Annotated in this window: 11 protein-coding genes; 2 read left to right on the top strand and 9 right to left on the bottom strand. The window is 53.4% G+C overall.

Going from position 1 to position 17,258, the window contains the following annotated elements:
• Positions 1-26: 26 nt before the first annotated feature.
• From ADH68_RS05200 to ADH68_RS05160, 9 genes are all read right to left on the bottom strand, one after another.
• The gene (locus ADH68_RS05200) at positions 27-1,634 is read right to left on the bottom strand and encodes a calcineurin-like phosphoesterase C-terminal domain-containing protein (protein ID WP_068961738.1); all 1,608 of its coding nucleotides are present in this window, start codon (positions 1,632-1,634) and stop codon (positions 27-29) included.
• 6 nt (positions 1,635-1,640) lie between these two features.
• Positions 1,641-1,973, bottom strand: a complete 333-nt coding sequence (locus tag ADH68_RS05195; RefSeq protein WP_068961739.1) for a hypothetical protein — start codon at positions 1,971-1,973, stop codon at positions 1,641-1,643.
• Positions 1,974-2,010: 37 nt separating this feature from the next.
• Positions 2,011-2,961 (bottom strand): DUF6772 family protein, encoded by a 951-nt coding sequence (locus tag ADH68_RS05190; RefSeq protein WP_068961740.1) that lies wholly within the window; start codon positions 2,959-2,961, stop codon positions 2,011-2,013.
• 65 nt (positions 2,962-3,026) lie between these two features.
• Positions 3,027-4,730 carry a RagB/SusD family nutrient uptake outer membrane protein gene (locus ADH68_RS05185; RefSeq protein ID WP_068961741.1) on the bottom strand — a complete coding sequence of 568 codons (1,704 nt, stop codon included), beginning with the start codon at positions 4,728-4,730 and terminating at the stop codon, positions 3,027-3,029.
• Positions 4,731-4,748: 18 nt separating this feature from the next.
• Positions 4,749-7,838: a SusC/RagA family TonB-linked outer membrane protein gene (locus ADH68_RS05180; protein WP_232321403.1), complete on the bottom strand. Its 3,090-nt coding sequence runs from the start codon at positions 7,836-7,838 to the stop codon at positions 4,749-4,751.
• 45 nt (positions 7,839-7,883) lie between these two features.
• Positions 7,884-9,197 carry a BACON domain-containing protein gene (locus tag ADH68_RS05175; RefSeq protein ID WP_084274140.1) on the bottom strand — a complete coding sequence of 438 codons (1,314 nt, stop codon included), beginning with the start codon at positions 9,195-9,197 and terminating at the stop codon, positions 7,884-7,886.
• A gap of 34 nt (positions 9,198-9,231) precedes the next feature.
• On the bottom strand, positions 9,232-11,406 hold the full coding sequence (locus tag ADH68_RS05170; RefSeq protein WP_068961743.1) for a histidine-type phosphatase: 2,175 nt from the start codon (positions 11,404-11,406) through the stop codon (positions 9,232-9,234).
• A complete protein-coding gene (locus tag ADH68_RS05165) occupies positions 11,403-13,133 on the bottom strand; it encodes a sodium:solute symporter family transporter (protein ID WP_068961744.1) in 1,731 nt (576 codons plus the stop codon). The genes ADH68_RS05170 and ADH68_RS05165 overlap by 4 nt, the downstream gene beginning before the upstream one ends.
• Positions 13,134-13,155: 22 nt before the next feature.
• A complete protein-coding gene (locus tag ADH68_RS05160; protein ID WP_068961745.1) occupies positions 13,156-14,205 on the bottom strand; it encodes an NAD(P)-dependent alcohol dehydrogenase in 1,050 nt (349 codons plus the stop codon).
• A 343-nt stretch (positions 14,206-14,548) separates the two neighbouring features.
• Between ADH68_RS05160 and ADH68_RS05155 the strand changes: the two genes are divergently transcribed.
• Positions 14,549-15,577, top strand: coding sequence for a LacI family DNA-binding transcriptional regulator (locus ADH68_RS05155; RefSeq protein WP_068961746.1), 1,029 nt, complete (start codon positions 14,549-14,551; stop codon positions 15,575-15,577).
• 24 nt (positions 15,578-15,601) lie between these two features.
• Entirely contained in the window at positions 15,602-17,200 is a 1,599-nt protein-coding gene (locus ADH68_RS05150) for a calcineurin-like phosphoesterase C-terminal domain-containing protein (RefSeq protein ID WP_084274142.1), read from the top strand.
• Positions 17,201-17,258: the final 58 nt, after the last annotated feature.

Here is a 17,258-nt window from a genome sequence, read left to right as displayed (position 1 = left end):
CCTCCGGAATATATGATGTGTCGGGATTATTCGAGTGATGAGGGACGGTTGAGTACAGTGGTGAATTTACGGCCTGAAAGATCGGTAAACTCGATTGTCACCGGCGAATCGGCAGTCGAAGCCTGTGCGCGGAACAGATGGGCCGTTTCCTCCGGATTCATGCCGGAATTCCACTTTGTATACTCTTTCTTTATGGGGACAAGGTATTTCTGTATGAGATACGGGTCCTGGGTCTTTACTCTCTTTACGGTAAGCTCGCGTCCGTTTTCATACATTTTTACCGTACATCCAGGTTCGTAAGCCCATATATTGGCGAGCACTACATCTTTGTTTGCACTATTGCCGGGGAGGTAGGCCGTCGAGAGATCCTGGTCATCGATAGATACCTGGTTGAGATCGTAGGCGCGTATCTGGAAATCGGTCGGTAACTGGAATCCCTTGTATATATGGTGGGGGGTGCCTGAGGCGAAATCCCATATGCCGAAGCCCCAGGGAGCTCCGTCAAAGCATACCGGGAGGTTAGGCATGTGGGGTTTGAAACCTGCCGGCCACCAGCCGCCATTGGCACCTGCGTAGTTGTATTCGCGGATATTCCCCTCCGGGGTGTGCTGGAAGTGACTCTTGTGGGAATGTCCTGAGAATACCTTTACGTTAGTGAATTCCGACAGCAGAGCGCCAAGTTGAGGACCGCCTTCGTCGAAGCGGTATACCTTGCTCACATTTACGCCTTCGGCTTCCGGATAGGTCAGGAAAATTCCATGCATGGTGATGAACAGGGGGGCAGTCTTATCCTTTATTGTGGCAAGATCTTTTGCAATCCAGTCGAGTTGGTCGGCTTTAAGGGCCGTTCCTTCCTGGTATACCATATTGTTGACAACGATGAAGTGAGCGCCTCCACGGTTGAATGAATAGTACGACGGGCCGTTGATATACAGCCAGTTGGATAGCCCAGGTATATCTCCTGTCATGAACGGGTCGTAGTCGTGGTTGCCCATCGTGTGGTAGAGCGGTGCATTGACCTTGAAGTCCTTGTTGAAGAGATCAAGAGTATATCCGTAGCCGTCGGCCACAAAAACATCACATATAAGGTCGCCGAGAGTTATCACGATGGGACTTGTGCCTTTTGCCTTCAGAGAGTCGATGGCTCGGTTTACGTCGGGCACAATCATGTTTTTAAGCAGCTCCACGTCGCCACATCGGTTGGATATCTGGGGGTCGGCGATAGCGATTATGCCGAGAGGATTGTTGTCGGCTATCTTGCGTAGGATGAAATCCACGCTCTTGCCGTTGGTTTTCCTTACTTGCTGCCAGAATTTCGGGCGGTTATTGTCGAGGAATGCGGCAGGCTCATATCCGTCGGGAGTCGATACGAAGATATATCCCAGGGCTACCTCCGATTTCATTATATACTTGCCGTTGACATCGGTGGTAGTCAGATTGTATCCGTCCGAAACCACTACGTCGGCAAGCGGAGTGCCGGTGTCGGTCTTTACAGTCCCTTCGATATATACTTCCTTGGGTGCCGGTTGCTTGATGGCCGGAGCGCCGAAGTACTCGTCACTGTCGGAGCATGCCGAAGAGAAGAGCATCGTTGCGCATGCGAAAAATGCTGTATATGGAAATTTCGATTTCATGGTTGTTTAGCCTTTACAATGTATCTGGATGTTTAGGAATAGTTCGCCGCCGTCGATATTGACAGCAAGGCGCAGCCAGTTGCCGAAATTGGGCTGTACCTTTATCGGATGGAGTCCGCGGCCCGATACGGTGACTGGAGAGCTTCCGTCGGATGCCCAGTTTACTCCGTCGTGTGATATCTCGACATGGGCTGTGAGCGTCGGATTCTCACCCTTTATGTGCTCGATCATAACGAAGAATATAGCTTCATCGGCCCAGCCGGTCTCGTAGGGATGGGTCTCAAACCGTCCGGTAAACCATTTCTTTATCTCAAGATGGGATGCATTGAACTGTTTCATGATTGGTCAGCTGTTTTGTAGGTGAAGACTCGGGGGATTATTCCTGCGACACGACTACCGAGTCGATGTAGAAGTACACGCGGCGGTCCTGGTCGGTCTCGACCCAGAACAGAGGGTTGATGAGGTTGTCGATACGATGGTAGCCGGGTACATTGGTCACGTGGGTGCCGCGCAAATCCCATATGCGGTCCTGACACTGGAATTCGACATACTCACGGTTGAGGGTGTCGATTTTCAGGCGCATGTACTGCCAGTTGAGTTTGCAGTCAGTCTCGTTGTATATGAGTTTCTGATGGGAGTCGGGTATCACCTGGAATGCCTCGTGGCGTCCGTCGGGATACCGGCGTCCAAACCACCACGGGTCGATGCCGCGCTTGCACCAGTCGCCTTCGAGCCCGAAAGCCCATTCCTTGTCGGTGACATCGGCTGAGTTCTCTATTTCCCAGCGCTGCACCAGATTGCCGTTGAAGCAGTTGAGGTGGCGCACACCTACCTGGTAGCGTTCGCCTCTCTCCTGGATATCAAATCCCATGCCGAAGGCGCGGATGCTCTTCTCGTGCAGACCGGGCTGCGGAGTGCCTTCGGCATCGAGAGTATCCTGTTCGGCCGTGTATGAGAACCAGCATTCTATCTGCAGGAACCGGCTTCCCGGACGGTAGAACGACAGGCGCTTTATGGCATGTCCCATCGAACCCGGCGCCGGAATATCCTCGTAGCGTGAGTGCACGGGACGCGTAGAGAGCTTCAGACTGAATGTGCCCGACATGGCGCCGTGGCTGCCGGGATAGCGGTATGTGGCTGAGCTGAGCATCACGGGGGGCCACTGGTCTTTGTTGACCAGGGTAGGGGGAACGTCGAAGTCGGGATACTCGGTAAAGTTGGGCAGGAGGGTCATCCAGCCGTTGAAGCCTGTGTTGAATATATCGTAGCAGATTATGCGCTCGAGCGGCTGATAGCGGCTGCGGAGCAGTATTTCGTCTACACTCATGGTTGTTATGTTTGTTTCTGAGGATTATTTGTTGGTGAGATTATGGCAAATGTATACCGGTCGAATTACCATCCGGGATTTTGGGAAATCTTGCCGTTGGAGATGCTTACCTCTATCGCGGGAATCGGCAGAAGAGGGAATCGGCTGTCATATTTCCTTGGGAGTACGCGCACGATTTTACCGGCGTCGAACATCGGCTTGAAATCGGCGAAGCCGCATTCGTCAATCTCCGGAGTTGAGGGCCAGTAGTAATCGCCGGCTTTTTCCATATCGACCATACCCTGTTTTGTCGGGAAGGCATAATAGTCGTGGCTGAAAGCCTTCTCCATCCATCCGTCCCAGCGCAGGAGGTCGAAGAAGCGTCGTCCCTCCCAGGCAAACTCCACCCGGCGCTCTTTGCGCACGGCCAGGCGCATGGTATTCTGGTCCGATAAGGCAAGCGCCGGATATGCGGCTGTATTGTCGCGGGTAGTCTTGTAGGCGCGGGCGCGCACATCGTTGATGGCATTGAGCATACTTGCATCCAGTTCGCCGAGTTCGATTTTAGCTTCGGCATACATGAGCAGCACGTCGGCATAGCGGATGATGATAGTCGGGTTCTCGCTTACGTTTTTGCCGGTACGCCATTCGTCCTGCGCGCCTTTCCTGAGACATGTTCCTGTCGGTGCGGCATACTGGTCGTTGATTTTTGAGTCTTTGTTGGTGACGGATTTTCCGTCGAGAAGCACGGTCTTGGCCGACGGGCTCGGATTGTAGACACATCCGTATACTACCGAGCCGGGAGCTACGAATGTCTCGTTGCATCGTGGGTCGCGGTTGAGGTATGGATTGTGGGGGTCAAACAGCGGAGATTCATCAATCGGCTTGCCGTCGGTGCATTCAAAGGCGGCAAGGAGATCCCATGAGGGGAAGCCCGACGCTCCGCTGCTGACAGTTGTGCGCAGCATGAATGAGTTGACCGATGAACTCTGGCCCAGTTCGATAGAGTTGGCTATGCAGAATATGTATTCTCCATTGTCCATGGTCTTGTCGCGGAATAGCGCTCCGAAGTCGGGATAGAGGGAATATTGCCGGGAAGCCATCACAAGGCGTGCGGCGTCGCGGGCGATTTCCCAATCCTTCATAGTAAGGGCGATACGACACTTCAGAGAGGCTGCCACATATCGGTTTACGCGCCATATGCCCTGGACTATGTTGGACTCGGGCAGGTTTTCATAGGCATAGTCGTAGTCAGAATATATTACAGGGAGGATGTCGGCTACCGGAGTGCGTCCCATTTGGCGAGCTTCCTCTATTGTGATTGTCCCCGTGCAGAAAGGCACATCGCCCCAGAGTGATATCAGGCGGGCGTAGAAGTATGCGCGGAAAAGGCGTGCTTCAGCCGCCAGACGCTTGGCTTCGTCGGAGTTGTAGCCCAGTTTGTCAAGACTTTCGAGCACACGGTTGCAGCGGCTGATGGCCTTGTAGGTGTCTGACCAAGTGGTCTCAATCCATGAGGTGGAGCTTGTAAGTGTGGCCGCCGGAACGTCGTATACCTTGTTGCGGTGACAGAAGTCATCGGTATGTCCGTCGGTAAACCAGCGGGTCTCAAGATTATATGGATATGCGCGGTATAGGTCATTGACAGATATCCTTACCTCGTCAAGTTTTGAATTCCATGTGCCCGACGAAGGCTCTGTCAGAGGCTGAAGGTCGAGATCGGCACATGACGCGGCCATCATCATTGTGGCGCATAACAGCGCCCCTTTAAATATATTGCTCGTTTTCATTTCTTTATGATTTTCAGGTTAGAATGAGAAGTTGAGGCCGAAGGTATAGGTAGTGGCGATGTAGTTGGATGCGCTCGAATTGACTTCGGGATCCCATCCTTTTGGATAATGGTGGAAACAGAACGGGTCTTCGACATTGAAATAGACACGCAGGTTGTCGAAGCGGATGCGGTTGACAAGTTTCTTGGGGAATGTATAGCTGAGGTTGATGTTCTTGACACGCATGTATGAGCCGTCCATCAGCCAGAAATCCGACATCTCATAGTTGTTGCTGTTACCGGTAGCGCTGTTCAGTCGCGGATATATCGCTTTCTGATTCTGCTCGGGAGTGTTGTAAAGACTCCAGTATTTGCCCATGATGATTTCAGGAGCGGCGCGGAACGACTGCTGGCGCACCATTACCTCAGACATGCGTACTTTCTGCTGTCCGACGCCGTTGAACGCCGCCGAGAGGCGTAGGCCCTTGTAGCCTACGTTGATATATCCTCCAAACAGGTAGTGGGGGAGTGATGACGCGAGTACCTCGCGGTCATTGGTCTTGTCGATTTTGCCGTCGGGTGTTCCATCAATTCCGCTTAGGTCCTTATACCGGATATCTCCGGGGCCTACCGAGGTCACCAGCTTCGGAGAATTTGCTACCTCCTCGTCGGTCTGGTATATGCCGTCGGCACGATATCCGTAGAATGCCATGTATTCGTCGCCTCCGCGTATGATACAGTCGCCCGAATACTGGATTTTACCGTCGAGGTTGCCCATCTTCGACTTGGAATTGGAGATATTGAATCCTACGCCATAGGTCCAGTCCTTGCCGATATTGTCGCTCCATGATATTTTCGCCTCCCATCCACGGGTGTTCATGTCGCCTGCGTTTACCTCAGGGGCGTTGTAGCCGGTATATTTGGGTATTTCGGTGGCGATGAGCATATCTTTGGTCTTCTTGTAATAGATATCGCCGGTGAAGTCGAGACGACCGTTGAACAGGGCGAAATCCACACCGATATCCCACGTATGTGTCGATTCCCATGTGATGTTTTCTACAGCATATCTTATCTGAGCTGCCGAGGTTGCCGCTTCCGGGCCTTTGGCGCCGAACATTATCGCATTCTCAAGATTCACGGATGCCTGATAGGGATAATTGCCGATACGTTCGTTGCCGAGAGATCCGTATGAGGCGCGCAACATGAAGTTGGATAGCACCGGCGACAGGCGTTCCATGAATTTCTCCTTGCTCAGACGCCATCCGAGCGATGCCGAGGGGAACCATCCCCAGCGGTATGAGCTGGCGAAACGCGAAGAACCGTCTCCGCGTATGTTGGCCTGGATGAAGTAGCGGCTGTCGTAGTTGTACATAACTCGTCCGAAAAATGAGCGGTATGCGTTTTCAAATGCGTTGCCTCCGGGCGACACTTCGTTTTTATTGGCGTTGTCAAGATACGGATAGTCGGGGAGGGTCATCTTGTCGGAGGATACCGACATCGTCTCGTAGTGGTAATAGTAATCTTCGTATCCGGCGAGTACGTTTACGGCGTGTACACCGAAATCCTTGTTGAAGGTAGCGGTGAGCGATTTCTCCATAGAGTGGTTCTCGGTACGTGTTTCAGTCAGTGTATTTGTCTCGTAGCCGGAGATATATCCTATGAGCTGGTCAGTGTCAAACGCATCATAGTAGGGTACAGCCTTTTTCATGTCTTTTATCTTTTGGAATGACATGGTCGGAGTGACAGTGCCCTGGATTGTCAGGAAGGAGAACGGCTTGTAGGTAAGAGCAATCTTGCCGGTGAGGTAGTTTATGGTATTTTTCTTCTCACCGCCTTCGAGATAGGCGCCTTCGGTATTCGAGCCCGACTGGCCGGCTGCTATTCGTCCGTCGGGATATGTGCCGGCATATATCTGCGGATAGCGCAGTGCCGCGCCTATCGGACTTCCCGAGTGCGGGTCGTTTTTTACAGCATGACGCATGGAGAGATCGACAGAGGCTGTCCACTGTTTGTTGAAGTTGATGGTGTTGTTGGCACGGACATATATGCGTTCGTGGTCTGAACCCTTGTACAAGGCTTCGGTCTTCTCATACGATGCGGATATGCGGGTCTTTACCTGTTTGTTGCCGTATGACAGGCTTACATTGTGCTTGGTGCGGGGTGCGGTCGATCTGAGCAGTCTGCTTTTCCAGTCATATACAGGGTATTCGATGGGGTCATACATATGATTTTCCATATACTGCTCGATATACTCTTTTGAGTAGGTGGGATATTCGCCACCTGCGGGATTGCCGGCTTCGTTCCAGCGGGTCTCATTGATAATCTGCATGTGGCGTATGGGATCTACCACATAGTCGGGGTATGATGAGGCGTGCATCAGAGAGAACTCTCCGTTGTAGGTGATGGAGAGATCGCCCTCTTTGGCCCCTTTGGTTGTTACGAGTATTACGCCGGCCGCCGCACGTGCGCCGTAGATTGACGCCGTTGCGGCATCTTTGAGCACGGAGATTGACTCTACATCATCGGGATTCACATTGTCGAGGTCGCTTACTGGAGTGCCGTCGACAAGAATCAGAGGGCTGTTGTCGCCCATTGTGGTCACACCGCGTACCTTGATGGTTCCGCTTGATCCGGGCATACTGCCGCTGCGGGTGATATCGAGGCCGGGAATCGCTCCCTGCAGCGCTGTGGTAAGGTTGGGTGAACGCTGTTTGTCAAGCCTATCGGAGCCTACTGAGCCTACAGCACCGGTAAGATCCTTTTTCTTTACAGTGGCGTAGCCGATGACTACAGTCTCTTCCAGCATCTGTGCGTCGGGGTAGAGCTTGAAGTCAAGAGTACCCTTTCCGGTCCATCGGGCAGTCTCTGGTTTGTAGCCGAGATATGTTACCTTTATTTCAGTGCCGGCCGGTACCGACGCAATATTGTAGCGGCCGTCGATATCGGTCATTGCAGAATATTTGCTTGTCTTGTCGGATACTATCGCACCTACTATGGGCTCGTCGGTCTCGTCGGTGACTGTACCTGACAGAGTGGTCCCTTGTGCCGTAGCCGCCGCGGGGGCAAGCATGGCCGCCATTACAAGGATGGTGGCCGATGCTTTGCGCATCACGTTTATAAATGATTTCATTTGGTATTTCATGATTGGGGTTAAATATGTGGGAGAGTGGTGGTATTACTGTGCGAACTCAAGTTTTACCGTCTGGTTGTATTCTTTTACAGCCTTGTCGCCATCATGGGGATGTTGTGCGGTAAAGCGTGTGCAGGTACTTTGCGATATCTGGTCGATATATTTTCCGCACTGGGCAATTTCTGTCGCCGGGCGCAGGCGTATCTGTACTTTCTCGCAAGAATGCTTAAGGGAGAATGTGCCTTCAAACAGCACATAGATGCCGTCTTTGGGATATTCATAATTGTAGGTGACGGTCTCTGTCCAGTTGCCGGCAGCTCCCGACAGGCCCTCGGTGGCTGTGAGCGTCACGGTCTTTGGAGTCATAAGCGGCAGCCATTCGTTTCCGTCGAGATATTCGGCCATCCAGTGGGCTGCACAACTTGAATAGATATGGCCCGTGAATTCAAAACGCATGGGAGTATCGGCCGGAATCTGCGATAGCGACTTGTTGCCACACTCTATAAGCCAATAGTCGGTAGTAACACATCCGCGTATCATCAGGTCGCCGTGTGAGCCGGTCTGGGTGCGCATGCCTTTACCATCATCGAGGCGTCCTGATTTATCGGAGTTGTAGAATCGTATTGAACCGACACCGGTGGTCGGGTTGGCGAAAGCGTCGATAAATCCGGCTGTCGACTTGTCGAACTTAAGGGCACCCCATGTCGAGGAGTATTCATCTTTGTTTTTGTCGATTGCCCATTCGGTAATCAAGGTCATGTCGAGAGCAAGCTGTGTGATGGTAAGCGTGTAGCTTTTGCCGTCGATATTTACTGTAATGGTTGTATTGATGTCGGAGAGTGTGTTGTTTTGCGGGAATGTGACTTTTACCTTGGTCTCTCCCTCGCCGGAGTCGGGTGTGAGCACGAAGTCGGGATTGGATGAGGTAGCTGTCCATGAGCCTTCGCCGAGTACGGTAAATTCGGTTTCGCTCGCTCCGGATTCAAGAGTGATGCTTTTTACCGACACGCCGGTGGGTACGAGGCCGCGCTGGGTGATGTCGAGAGCTTTAGGTGTCACCCCTTCGCCGATGAATTTTATGCGGCCCGTTCGAGGATCAAACTCCTCGTTGGCGTTTACATCGATAGTGAATGTCGTAACATTGTGATTATTTGTGGCTTCGGTGATATTCAGCCATTCTGTCTGATGATTCACCACATATTTCACATTGGAGGTAACCGTCATGGTAATCGTTCCTCCGTCGGCCGATACGGCCATTTCTTTGTCCGAAAGATCCATGTAGGGAGCTGCATCGTCATCGGAGCAGGCTGTCAACATTGCCATGAAGGCAATGAAGAGAAGTCTTGATAGGATTTTCATGATCTGTTTTTTAGGTTAATATTGGTTGGTGATATTAGTTGTGGTTGAGAGGAGTGTCGGCCGAGGCTTCGAGGGCTTCGTAAGCGCTTTCTATCTTTGACAGGGCAAGTGAGCGCAGTTGTGGCCATCGGTAGCACTGTGCCGCTCCCGTCGGTTGAATAGGGAGCGACAGGGCTTTGCCGTTGAGGAGAACTTTTACAAGGATATCATCATTGTCCGACCGGTTGCGGAAGAATACAAAGCTGAGTTTCGAGGCCATTGGTATGCGCCATGTCTGCCAGAAGTCTTTCACTTCGTCGAGATTGTCGGTGGCTGTGCCCCACGAGTCAGCCTCAAGCAATGCCAGAAGTGCCATCAGACAGCCGTCGTGACCGAAACGCATGCGCAGTCCGCGGCGTCCCGATGTTATATCGTCGTCGGCACAGGAAATGATGTTGTCGAGCATTCTGGCGGCCTGTTGCCATCCGCGGCCGAGGTTCACGCTGTGGCGCCCTTTCTGCATGTACTGGCGTGCGTTGTCGGCTTCCCACATGGCTTCGGCCTGGGACGGAGTGAACAGTTCGCTGAACGACTCCGGGCGGTCGAGTGCGGGAGCGGCGTTGGAGAGGGTAAACATGGCCTCGCACAGGGTTATGGCATCAAACCGCGATGCCGCGCTGTCGGGCTGTGTGAATATCGTGGCGAGCCATCCGTGCAGGTCGATGCGGGATTCCACAAACCGGCGCCAGAGCTGATACCAGCGCCCGTCGTGAGAGCGCATCTCCTCGTCGAGCGGCAGCTTGGTGGGGCAGTCGTTGGCATATGGGTTGAGCCATGTGTGGTAGCGGCTGCTTACATCGCCTGTTATTCTTACATCTCGGCATATGCGTGACAGGGCGCTGTTGAATGCCTCCATCGAGCGCGCCGTACGCATCACGTTGGTCGACTGCGACTGTACGGTGGCGCCGGCCGAGATTACCTCGGGGTATTCGCGGCATAGTTTGGCCGCGTATGTCTCCCACTGCCTGGTGCCTCCTGCCGTGAGGTCGCCGGTGCGCCGGTCGACAGTAGGCCATAGGCCGTGCAGACGTTCAAGCATTATGGTGCCGAGTGGGGTAAGAATGCCGGCGGAGTCGCCCCATTCGAGCGCGCTCTTCACGAGCGGCAGCACCGGAGCGCTGTCGATGTGGCGTATGCCATGGCGGCAGTAGGTGCTGATCATAAACGGATGGTAGCCGTCGGGAGCAGTGCGGTCCTCGGGTTGGGCAAACGGGTCGACACGGTAGGTGCCGCGGCTCAGTGTCGGGTCGGGCATTTCGGGCATGGCTACAGAGTATATCCGTGGGCTGTTGGTATTGACCAGCATCCTATGGCCGTCGACCATAAGGGCCTCGCACTCCTCGCGGATGAGGCTGTCGAGGTCGACGCGTGCAGCCACGCAGCGGCGGTCAAGGTCATATACACGGATTTTGGATGTCGTCACGGGATATTTGTCACCGAATCCGAAGCTGTAGAAGAGTTTCCCGTCGTGGATGCATCCCGATTGTGTGGCATAGGCGTCCATGTCGAGCACTACCTGTTCGAGTACATCGTCGGCTCCGAGTCTGACATATTTGCCTTCGGAGAGCGATGGTATGCGGAAGCGTGTGGCCACCAGCTTGTTGTGGGCGAATGTAGGCATAGCAGCCGGCACGGTGCGCACACGTCCGGAGAATACCCACATATCTCCTCGCTCGCGGTCGATGAGCCACGACGGAGCTCCGAATATAGTGTTGAGCTCGCGTCGTGCCCATCCGGCGGTGTCGAGTTCGAGTGTCTGCACAAGGCCGGAGCTCCATTTGCGCCCTTTGCGGGTGATGCTCTCTACATGGCAGCGCATATCCAGCGGACTTTTGGGCTGGGCGACCGACAGGTAGATGACGGGCATCTCCGCTCCGGGCAGCCGCTCTACTCCGAAGTTTGCCTGGTTGCAGTGGTTGCCGCGCGACGACGACTCTACGTCAAACTCTCCCGCATGTCGTAGCTCTCCCTTGCTGCGGTCGTACACCGTGCAGTGTCCGCCATGCTCGAATGCTAACAGTAGGTCGCCCCAAAGGGCCATCCCCTGCTGTGAGCGGCGCGAGGCGTCCTTTGTATAGGCCACTTCACATAAGGGTGCGGTAGCCCTGGCCTCGCCATACATGAGGCATGACGCCAGAGTCAGGGTGAGGTATGCAAGGCGTAGTCTCATGCTGTTACAGTCTTTTTGTGTTTGCGTGAATCGGCAATGCGGTAGGCCGTGTAGATTCCGATAAGGACGGCGATTACGAGGCATGTGCCGGTCATTATGCTGACTACAGCCGGGTCGTATGTCTCGGTAGCCATCAGATACAGGAGCAGCAGGGCTATTGCGCCGAGTGTGACCAGGAAGCAGTTTATGGCCATGAAAGAATACGATTTTACAGCGCGCCGTGTGGCTTCGTCAGGCTCCGTGTCGGCTGATGTATCCTCCATCTGTGTGATTTTTTCGTAGCCGGGACATACATATCCCTTGAGATGGCCGCGTAGCTGCAGTGTGGCCATTATCGCAACCGGGAGGAGCAACCCTACGGTAGCTTCGAGCACCTGGTTGTTGACCAGGCCGGAGAGGGAGAACTTCATGGTTATGCCGATGGCGTAGGTGGCGAGCATAGCCCATATCACCTGTCGGCCGTTGATACGGCTTGACAGCAATCCCCACACCGACGGGATAAAGAGCGGTGCAATCACCATGGTGAGAATAGTCACTACCACGCGCTCGGCTCCGCCCATAAACGGGATGAGCAGGGCGATGGCTATGATGGCCACACCGAAGGCGAGGGTAAAAAGTCGTCCGGCCTTGATGAGGGTGCGGTCCTTTGCCTCGGGATGCGTGGCTCCGTATATCTGGTAGGTGAACACGTTGGCGTATACATTAAGCGTGCCTGACACACAGCTGAGTGTCGCCGAAATCATAGCCGCGAGCATTACTCCGAGCATACCTTTCATGAGTACCGTCTGGCTCATGAGTATGTAGGCCTGCTCGGGATTGGCGTCGGGATTGATTGTGCGGTATACCATGGCCGGGAGATACCACAGTATCGGGGTGAATAGATATAGCACTCCTACGAGGTAGTTGCTCCTGCGTGCGTCGCGGGCGGTTGGCACGCTGATATAGCGCTGTACGAATGGCCAGTCGCCTCCCATCTGGAATATGTTGAGGCCGGTCCAGAGCAGAAGCCATATCCACGGATACTCGCCTGAAGCGAGGTCGAAGTACGTGTCGGGCAGTGCCGGTGAGTTTATGAAGTTGTCGAGACCACCGATAGTGTGCAGCGAGAGGGGTATCATGAACAGGACCACCGCGATGAGTACACCGAACTGAATTACGTCGGTCATCAGTACCGCGAGAAATCCGCCGGCTATGGTATACACGAGGGTGATGGCTCCGAGTATCACCACAGCCCATGATATCGACAGATGCCCGGTTGAGTCGGCGAGGAAATGTCCTTCGGGGAGTACCATCAGTGTCGACATCACAACGGCGATGGCGTAGAGCGCCACTCCGGTATGTACGCCGCGGCCTATGATGCCGGCTATCGTGTAGAAGTCGACAGTGGTTTTACCGAAGCGTACAGCGATGAAGTCGCCGGGAGAGTTAATCTTTATCTGACGCCATCGGCCGGCGAGCCACCTGCCTGTTACCAGGCAGGCTATGCCTACGAGGTTGCCGATTATTACGGCAACTATTCCCGAGCGGTATGCCACGCCTCCCCACACTACGAAAGTGCTGGCTGAGAATATGGTCATGTATGTCGACATTCCCGACAGCCACCACGAGGAGCTGCGTCCGGCGATAAACATGTCCTCCGAGCTTTTTATGCGGCGCGACATGAGCCAGCTTACGGCAATCAGTCCCAGGAAGTAGAGAAACAGTACTATATAATTGAGTGATTCCATGGCAGGGAATTGCTGGAGGTGATTACTGGTCAATCCTTACGGCAGCCTTCACGATGTTGGCTTTGTCGCTTACGCTGCGGTCCATGGCTTCCTGTATCTCGCTGAGGCCGAATATGTGGGTTGCTATATCTTTCAGGTTCACACGTCCTTTGGCTACAGCCTCGATTGCCATGGGATAGATATGCCGGTAGCGGAATACACTTCTGAATGTGAGCTCCTTGTCGATGAACAGAGATATGGGCAATGTGAGTTCGCCGGTCTTGCTGTAGCCAACAAGCACTATAGTGGAGCCTTTGCGGGCCACCTCGATAGCCTGGCGGGTGGTTATCTCGGTGCCTGCGGTCTCAATCGACAGGTCGATGCCTTCGCCGCCGGTGAGTTCCTTTATACGCTCTACAGTATCCTCTTCGGCTGCATTGATGGTGGCGGTCGCTCCGAGTGTCATCGCTTTCTCAAGACGCTTGGCCATGACATCGACTACGATAATTTCCGACACTCCCTCGGCTTTCAGCGCCATCATGCATACCAGTCCGATACATCCGGCTCCGAATACCACGGCTTTCTGTCCGGCCCGTGCGCCACCTTGGTTGGCGGCATGGAATCCGATGGCCAGAGGCTCTATAAGCGCACCCTCGAGATTACTTACATTTTCCGGAAGCCGGAAGCAGAGGTCGGCGGGGTGGGTGGCATATTCCTGGAATACTCCGTCGACAGGCGGAGTGGCGAAGAACACCACGTCGGGACACAGATTGTATTTCCCTTCACGGCAGTAGCGGCAGTGACCGCATGTCTTGCCGGGTTCAAGCGCCACACGGTCGCCTACGGAGAGATTTGTCACTCCCTCGCCAAGCGCCACTACCTCGCCTGCTGCCTCGTGGCCGAGCACAAACGGGGGCTCTACCACATAATTTCCTATGCGGCCTGTTTCATAATAATGTATATCAGAGCCGCATATGCCTACATAGTCAATCTTTATAAGTACTTCTCCCTTTGACGGAGTTGGAACCGGGCGTGTGATAAAGCCCATCTTTCCGATGCCGTTCATTACGGCTACATTCATGTTTTCCTTCATGATATATTTGATACAGAGTAAAGTTAAATGCCTGATTGGTAGATTTTACGGTGTAAAAATATAAACATTTTATCCGATTTTAAAGTATTTTAGCGCTTTTATTTTTCGCAACCGTTCCCGCAATCGGTTGCGGTTTCCACAATCGGTTGCGGAGGGCGTCGGCATATTGAAATGTAACCCCTCAACCGTTTGCGGGCATCGCAACCGTTCCCAATCGTGCTCTTCGCCCCTTTTTTTCAAAACATCATTTTTTATTAATGGAATTTATCTAAATTTGAACTGATATATTGATGGTGGAAGTCCCTGTAGAGGGACTTTTGTCTGAATTCAAATCTGATATCTGATGCGATACGTTACAATAAAAGACATTGCAGACGCTCTCGGCATATCCAAGTCGAGTGTGTCGCGTGCGTTGGCCGGGGATATGCGCAACGTCAGTCCATCCACTATTGAACGCGTCCGTGCCAAGGCGCTGGAGATGGGTTATCGCCGTAACATGACGGCAGTAAACCTCCGTGCCAAGGCCAACAAGATTATAGGGATAATAGTGCCGGAAATCACAACACCCTTTTCGATGGAATTCGTCACTACGGTGCAGGAGGCGGTGCAGCCGCTCGGCTATCGGGTGCTTATTGCTGTGTCGAGCGAGGATCCGTCGCGTGAGCGTCAGAATCTTGATATGTTTGAGAATGGCCGTGTCGACGGTCTTCTCGTATCGGTTACGCACAACGTGGCCAACCGCGACCATTTTGAAAATCTGGTAAAATCGAATTTCCCAATCGTATTCTTTGACCGAACCATACGTGACCTTCAGTGCTCGTCGGTGTGCTCCAACGATGGCCTCATGTCATTTTTTCTTGTGGAGCACCTGATACGTAGCGGACGCCGGCGCATAGTAAATCTCGCCGGCCCGTCATATATAGAAAATTCGCGCGCGCGTTCCCAAGGATATCGCGAAGCGCTTGAGAAATTCCATATACCGCTCGACCGACGGCTTATTGTGTCGGGAGGAATGTCGGTCGAAGACGGTGCCGTAGCGGTAGAGCGGTTGCTCGACGGAGGCATTGATTTCGACGCCATATATTGCTTCACGGAAACACAGGCGCTCGGTGCGAAGCGTACACTTCAGGAGCGCAATCTGATAATACCGCAGGATGTGGCCATATGTACGATGTCGGGCACATCCCTGTCATCGTTCGTATATCCGCAGATTACAGCAGTAGAGCAGAATGTGGTTGAGATGGCGCGTATCGCTGTGAGATTATTGCTGGAGAAAATCGACATACCGAGTGCCCCTCGGCAGAACATAACTCTCCACTCCTCTATGATAGTACGTGGCTCTACCTCCGCCGAGGAATCGTCATCGCTCTAATCGCATGTTTAAACAATTCCTTATATGAGAATCCTCTTTACATCGATTCTGTCGGCCATATTGCTACCGGTAATGGCCGACACTCTGGTACATGGCACTGTTACGGATGTCGCCGGCATACCGGTAGCCGGAGCAGCCATATCCGATGGGCATGAGGTAGTGCTTACCGACTTGGCGGGACAATACTCTCTGATGTCGCCGCTTGATCTCGGCTATGTATTTGTATCGACTCCCGATGGATATGAACCGGCCGAGCGTCTGGGCAACCGTCCTAAATTCTGGCAACACGTGGCGCAGGGAGAGACTTCGCCTGTCGATTTTCGTTTGCGCAGACTCCCGTCCGATTCGGCTCTTGCGGTGATTGCAGTGGCCGACTTGCAGATTGCAAATCGGGCCGTCGACCGCGAGCGTCTGCGCGATTTGTATGTGCCCGACCTAAACCGTGCCGTCGACTCGCTTCGTTCATGCGGTCTAAACCCTATAGTTCTGACTCTCGGCGACCAGACATGTGAGTATTACTGGTACGATAATAATTACGGACTTGCTGATTTCAACAGGGAGTTTACAGTCGGCGCTCCGGTATATCATACTATGGGAAATCATGACAATGACCCATATTTTGCAGGTGACATCCCTGCTGCCACTACCTGGCACCGGGAGATGGGCCCCTCCTATTATTCATTCAACCGGGGCGGATGTCACTTTGTAGTGCTTGACAATATACTGTACAATAATGCAGACGGAGCGCCCGGCCATCATGGCAAACGCGACTATCGTACAGGTATGACCTCATCTCAGCTCGCGTGGCTTGAGCGCGACCTCGCCACTGTCAGGGATAAGGATGCTCCCCTTTTCATATCCATGCATGGTGTGCTGCTCAGCTATCCTGTAGCGGAGGGCGACACGGTGAAAACAGTCTACCGCATGACCAACGGTGGTCAGCATATTGATTCGCTCCTTGCGCCTTTCCGCAGAATCAATGTCTTGTCGGGGCATGCCCATAACAGTCACTTCCAGCATACTCCCGACGGACGCATACGCGAGTACAACTATCAGGCCGCCTGCGGCACATGGTGGCCTGCACGAATCAAACCACCGCGTCCGAATTTCTGGATGGGCGGTGACGGAGCCCCGTGGGGATATGCCATATGGAATTTTTCCACTCCGGAGCCTACACAACTCTACAAGGGATTTGCCATGAGTCCTGACTATCAGATGCGCGTTTACGACCTCAACTGCGTGGCGATAACCGATACAACCCTCACTAAAGCGTATCTGCCCGGCGATGAGTCCAACCGAAATGTAGTGCTTGCCAATGTCTGGGCCTATGAGCCGGGATGCAGTGTCAGAATGTTTGAGGATGGCCGTGAATTGAAGGTGACACGTGTGAAGGCTCAGGACCCACTCCACTTCATGCTGCGCGCTATCCCGCTGAAAGCCGACGGGGTGGCTGTAAATAAAGCGCTCATGCCTGAAAATACCGCACATATGTTTAGGGCGCACGCCTCGCGGCCCGACACCCCTGTCATGGTCGAGTTTACCGATATCCACGGGCATACGTTTACTACTGTACTCTCTCGTCCCGCCCGGAATTCTTGTCTCGAAACTTTTTTAGCGAAATGATTGACGCGATAACAAATAACGGGGCGCCCTCAATCTTGAAGGCGCCCCCGTTATTTGT

This window comes from Muribaculum intestinale (assembly GCF_002201515.1).
GTDB classification, from domain to species: domain Bacteria; phylum Bacteroidota; class Bacteroidia; order Bacteroidales; family Muribaculaceae; genus Muribaculum; species Muribaculum intestinale.
The sequence above is the reverse complement of the archived record's forward strand: the minus strand, read 5'-3'. Positions and strand labels throughout refer to the sequence as shown.

What these genes read in the sequence shown, in the direction of transcription:
- ADH68_RS05165 (WP_068961744.1), bottom strand. Translation starts at nt 13,133, where the DNA reads ATGGAATCACTCAATTATATAGTACTGTTTCTCTACTTCCTGGGACTG.
- ADH68_RS05185 (WP_068961741.1), bottom strand. Translation starts at nt 4,730, where the DNA reads ATGAAAACGAGCAATATATTTAAAGGGGCGCTGTTATGCGCCACAATG.
- ADH68_RS05175 (WP_084274140.1), bottom strand. Translation starts at nt 9,197, where the DNA reads ATGAAAATCCTATCAAGACTTCTCTTCATTGCCTTCATGGCAATGTTG.
- ADH68_RS05180 (WP_232321403.1), bottom strand. Translation starts at nt 7,838, where the DNA reads ATGAAATCATTTATAAACGTGATGCGCAAAGCATCGGCCACCATCCTT.
- ADH68_RS05150 (WP_084274142.1), top strand. Translation starts at nt 15,602, where the DNA reads ATGAGAATCCTCTTTACATCGATTCTGTCGGCCATATTGCTACCGGTA.
- ADH68_RS05190 (WP_068961740.1), bottom strand. Translation starts at nt 2,961, where the DNA reads ATGAGTGTAGACGAAATACTGCTCCGCAGCCGCTATCAGCCGCTCGAG.
- ADH68_RS05170 (WP_068961743.1), bottom strand. Translation starts at nt 11,406, where the DNA reads ATGAGACTACGCCTTGCATACCTCACCCTGACTCTGGCGTCATGCCTC.
- ADH68_RS05155 (WP_068961746.1), top strand. Translation starts at nt 14,549, where the DNA reads ATGCGATACGTTACAATAAAAGACATTGCAGACGCTCTCGGCATATCC.
- ADH68_RS05195 (WP_068961739.1), bottom strand. Translation starts at nt 1,973, where the DNA reads ATGAAACAGTTCAATGCATCCCATCTTGAGATAAAGAAATGGTTTACC.
- ADH68_RS05160 (WP_068961745.1), bottom strand. Translation starts at nt 14,205, where the DNA reads ATGAAGGAAAACATGAATGTAGCCGTAATGAACGGCATCGGAAAGATG.
- ADH68_RS05200 (WP_068961738.1), bottom strand. Translation starts at nt 1,634, where the DNA reads ATGAAATCGAAATTTCCATATACAGCATTTTTCGCATGCGCAACGATG.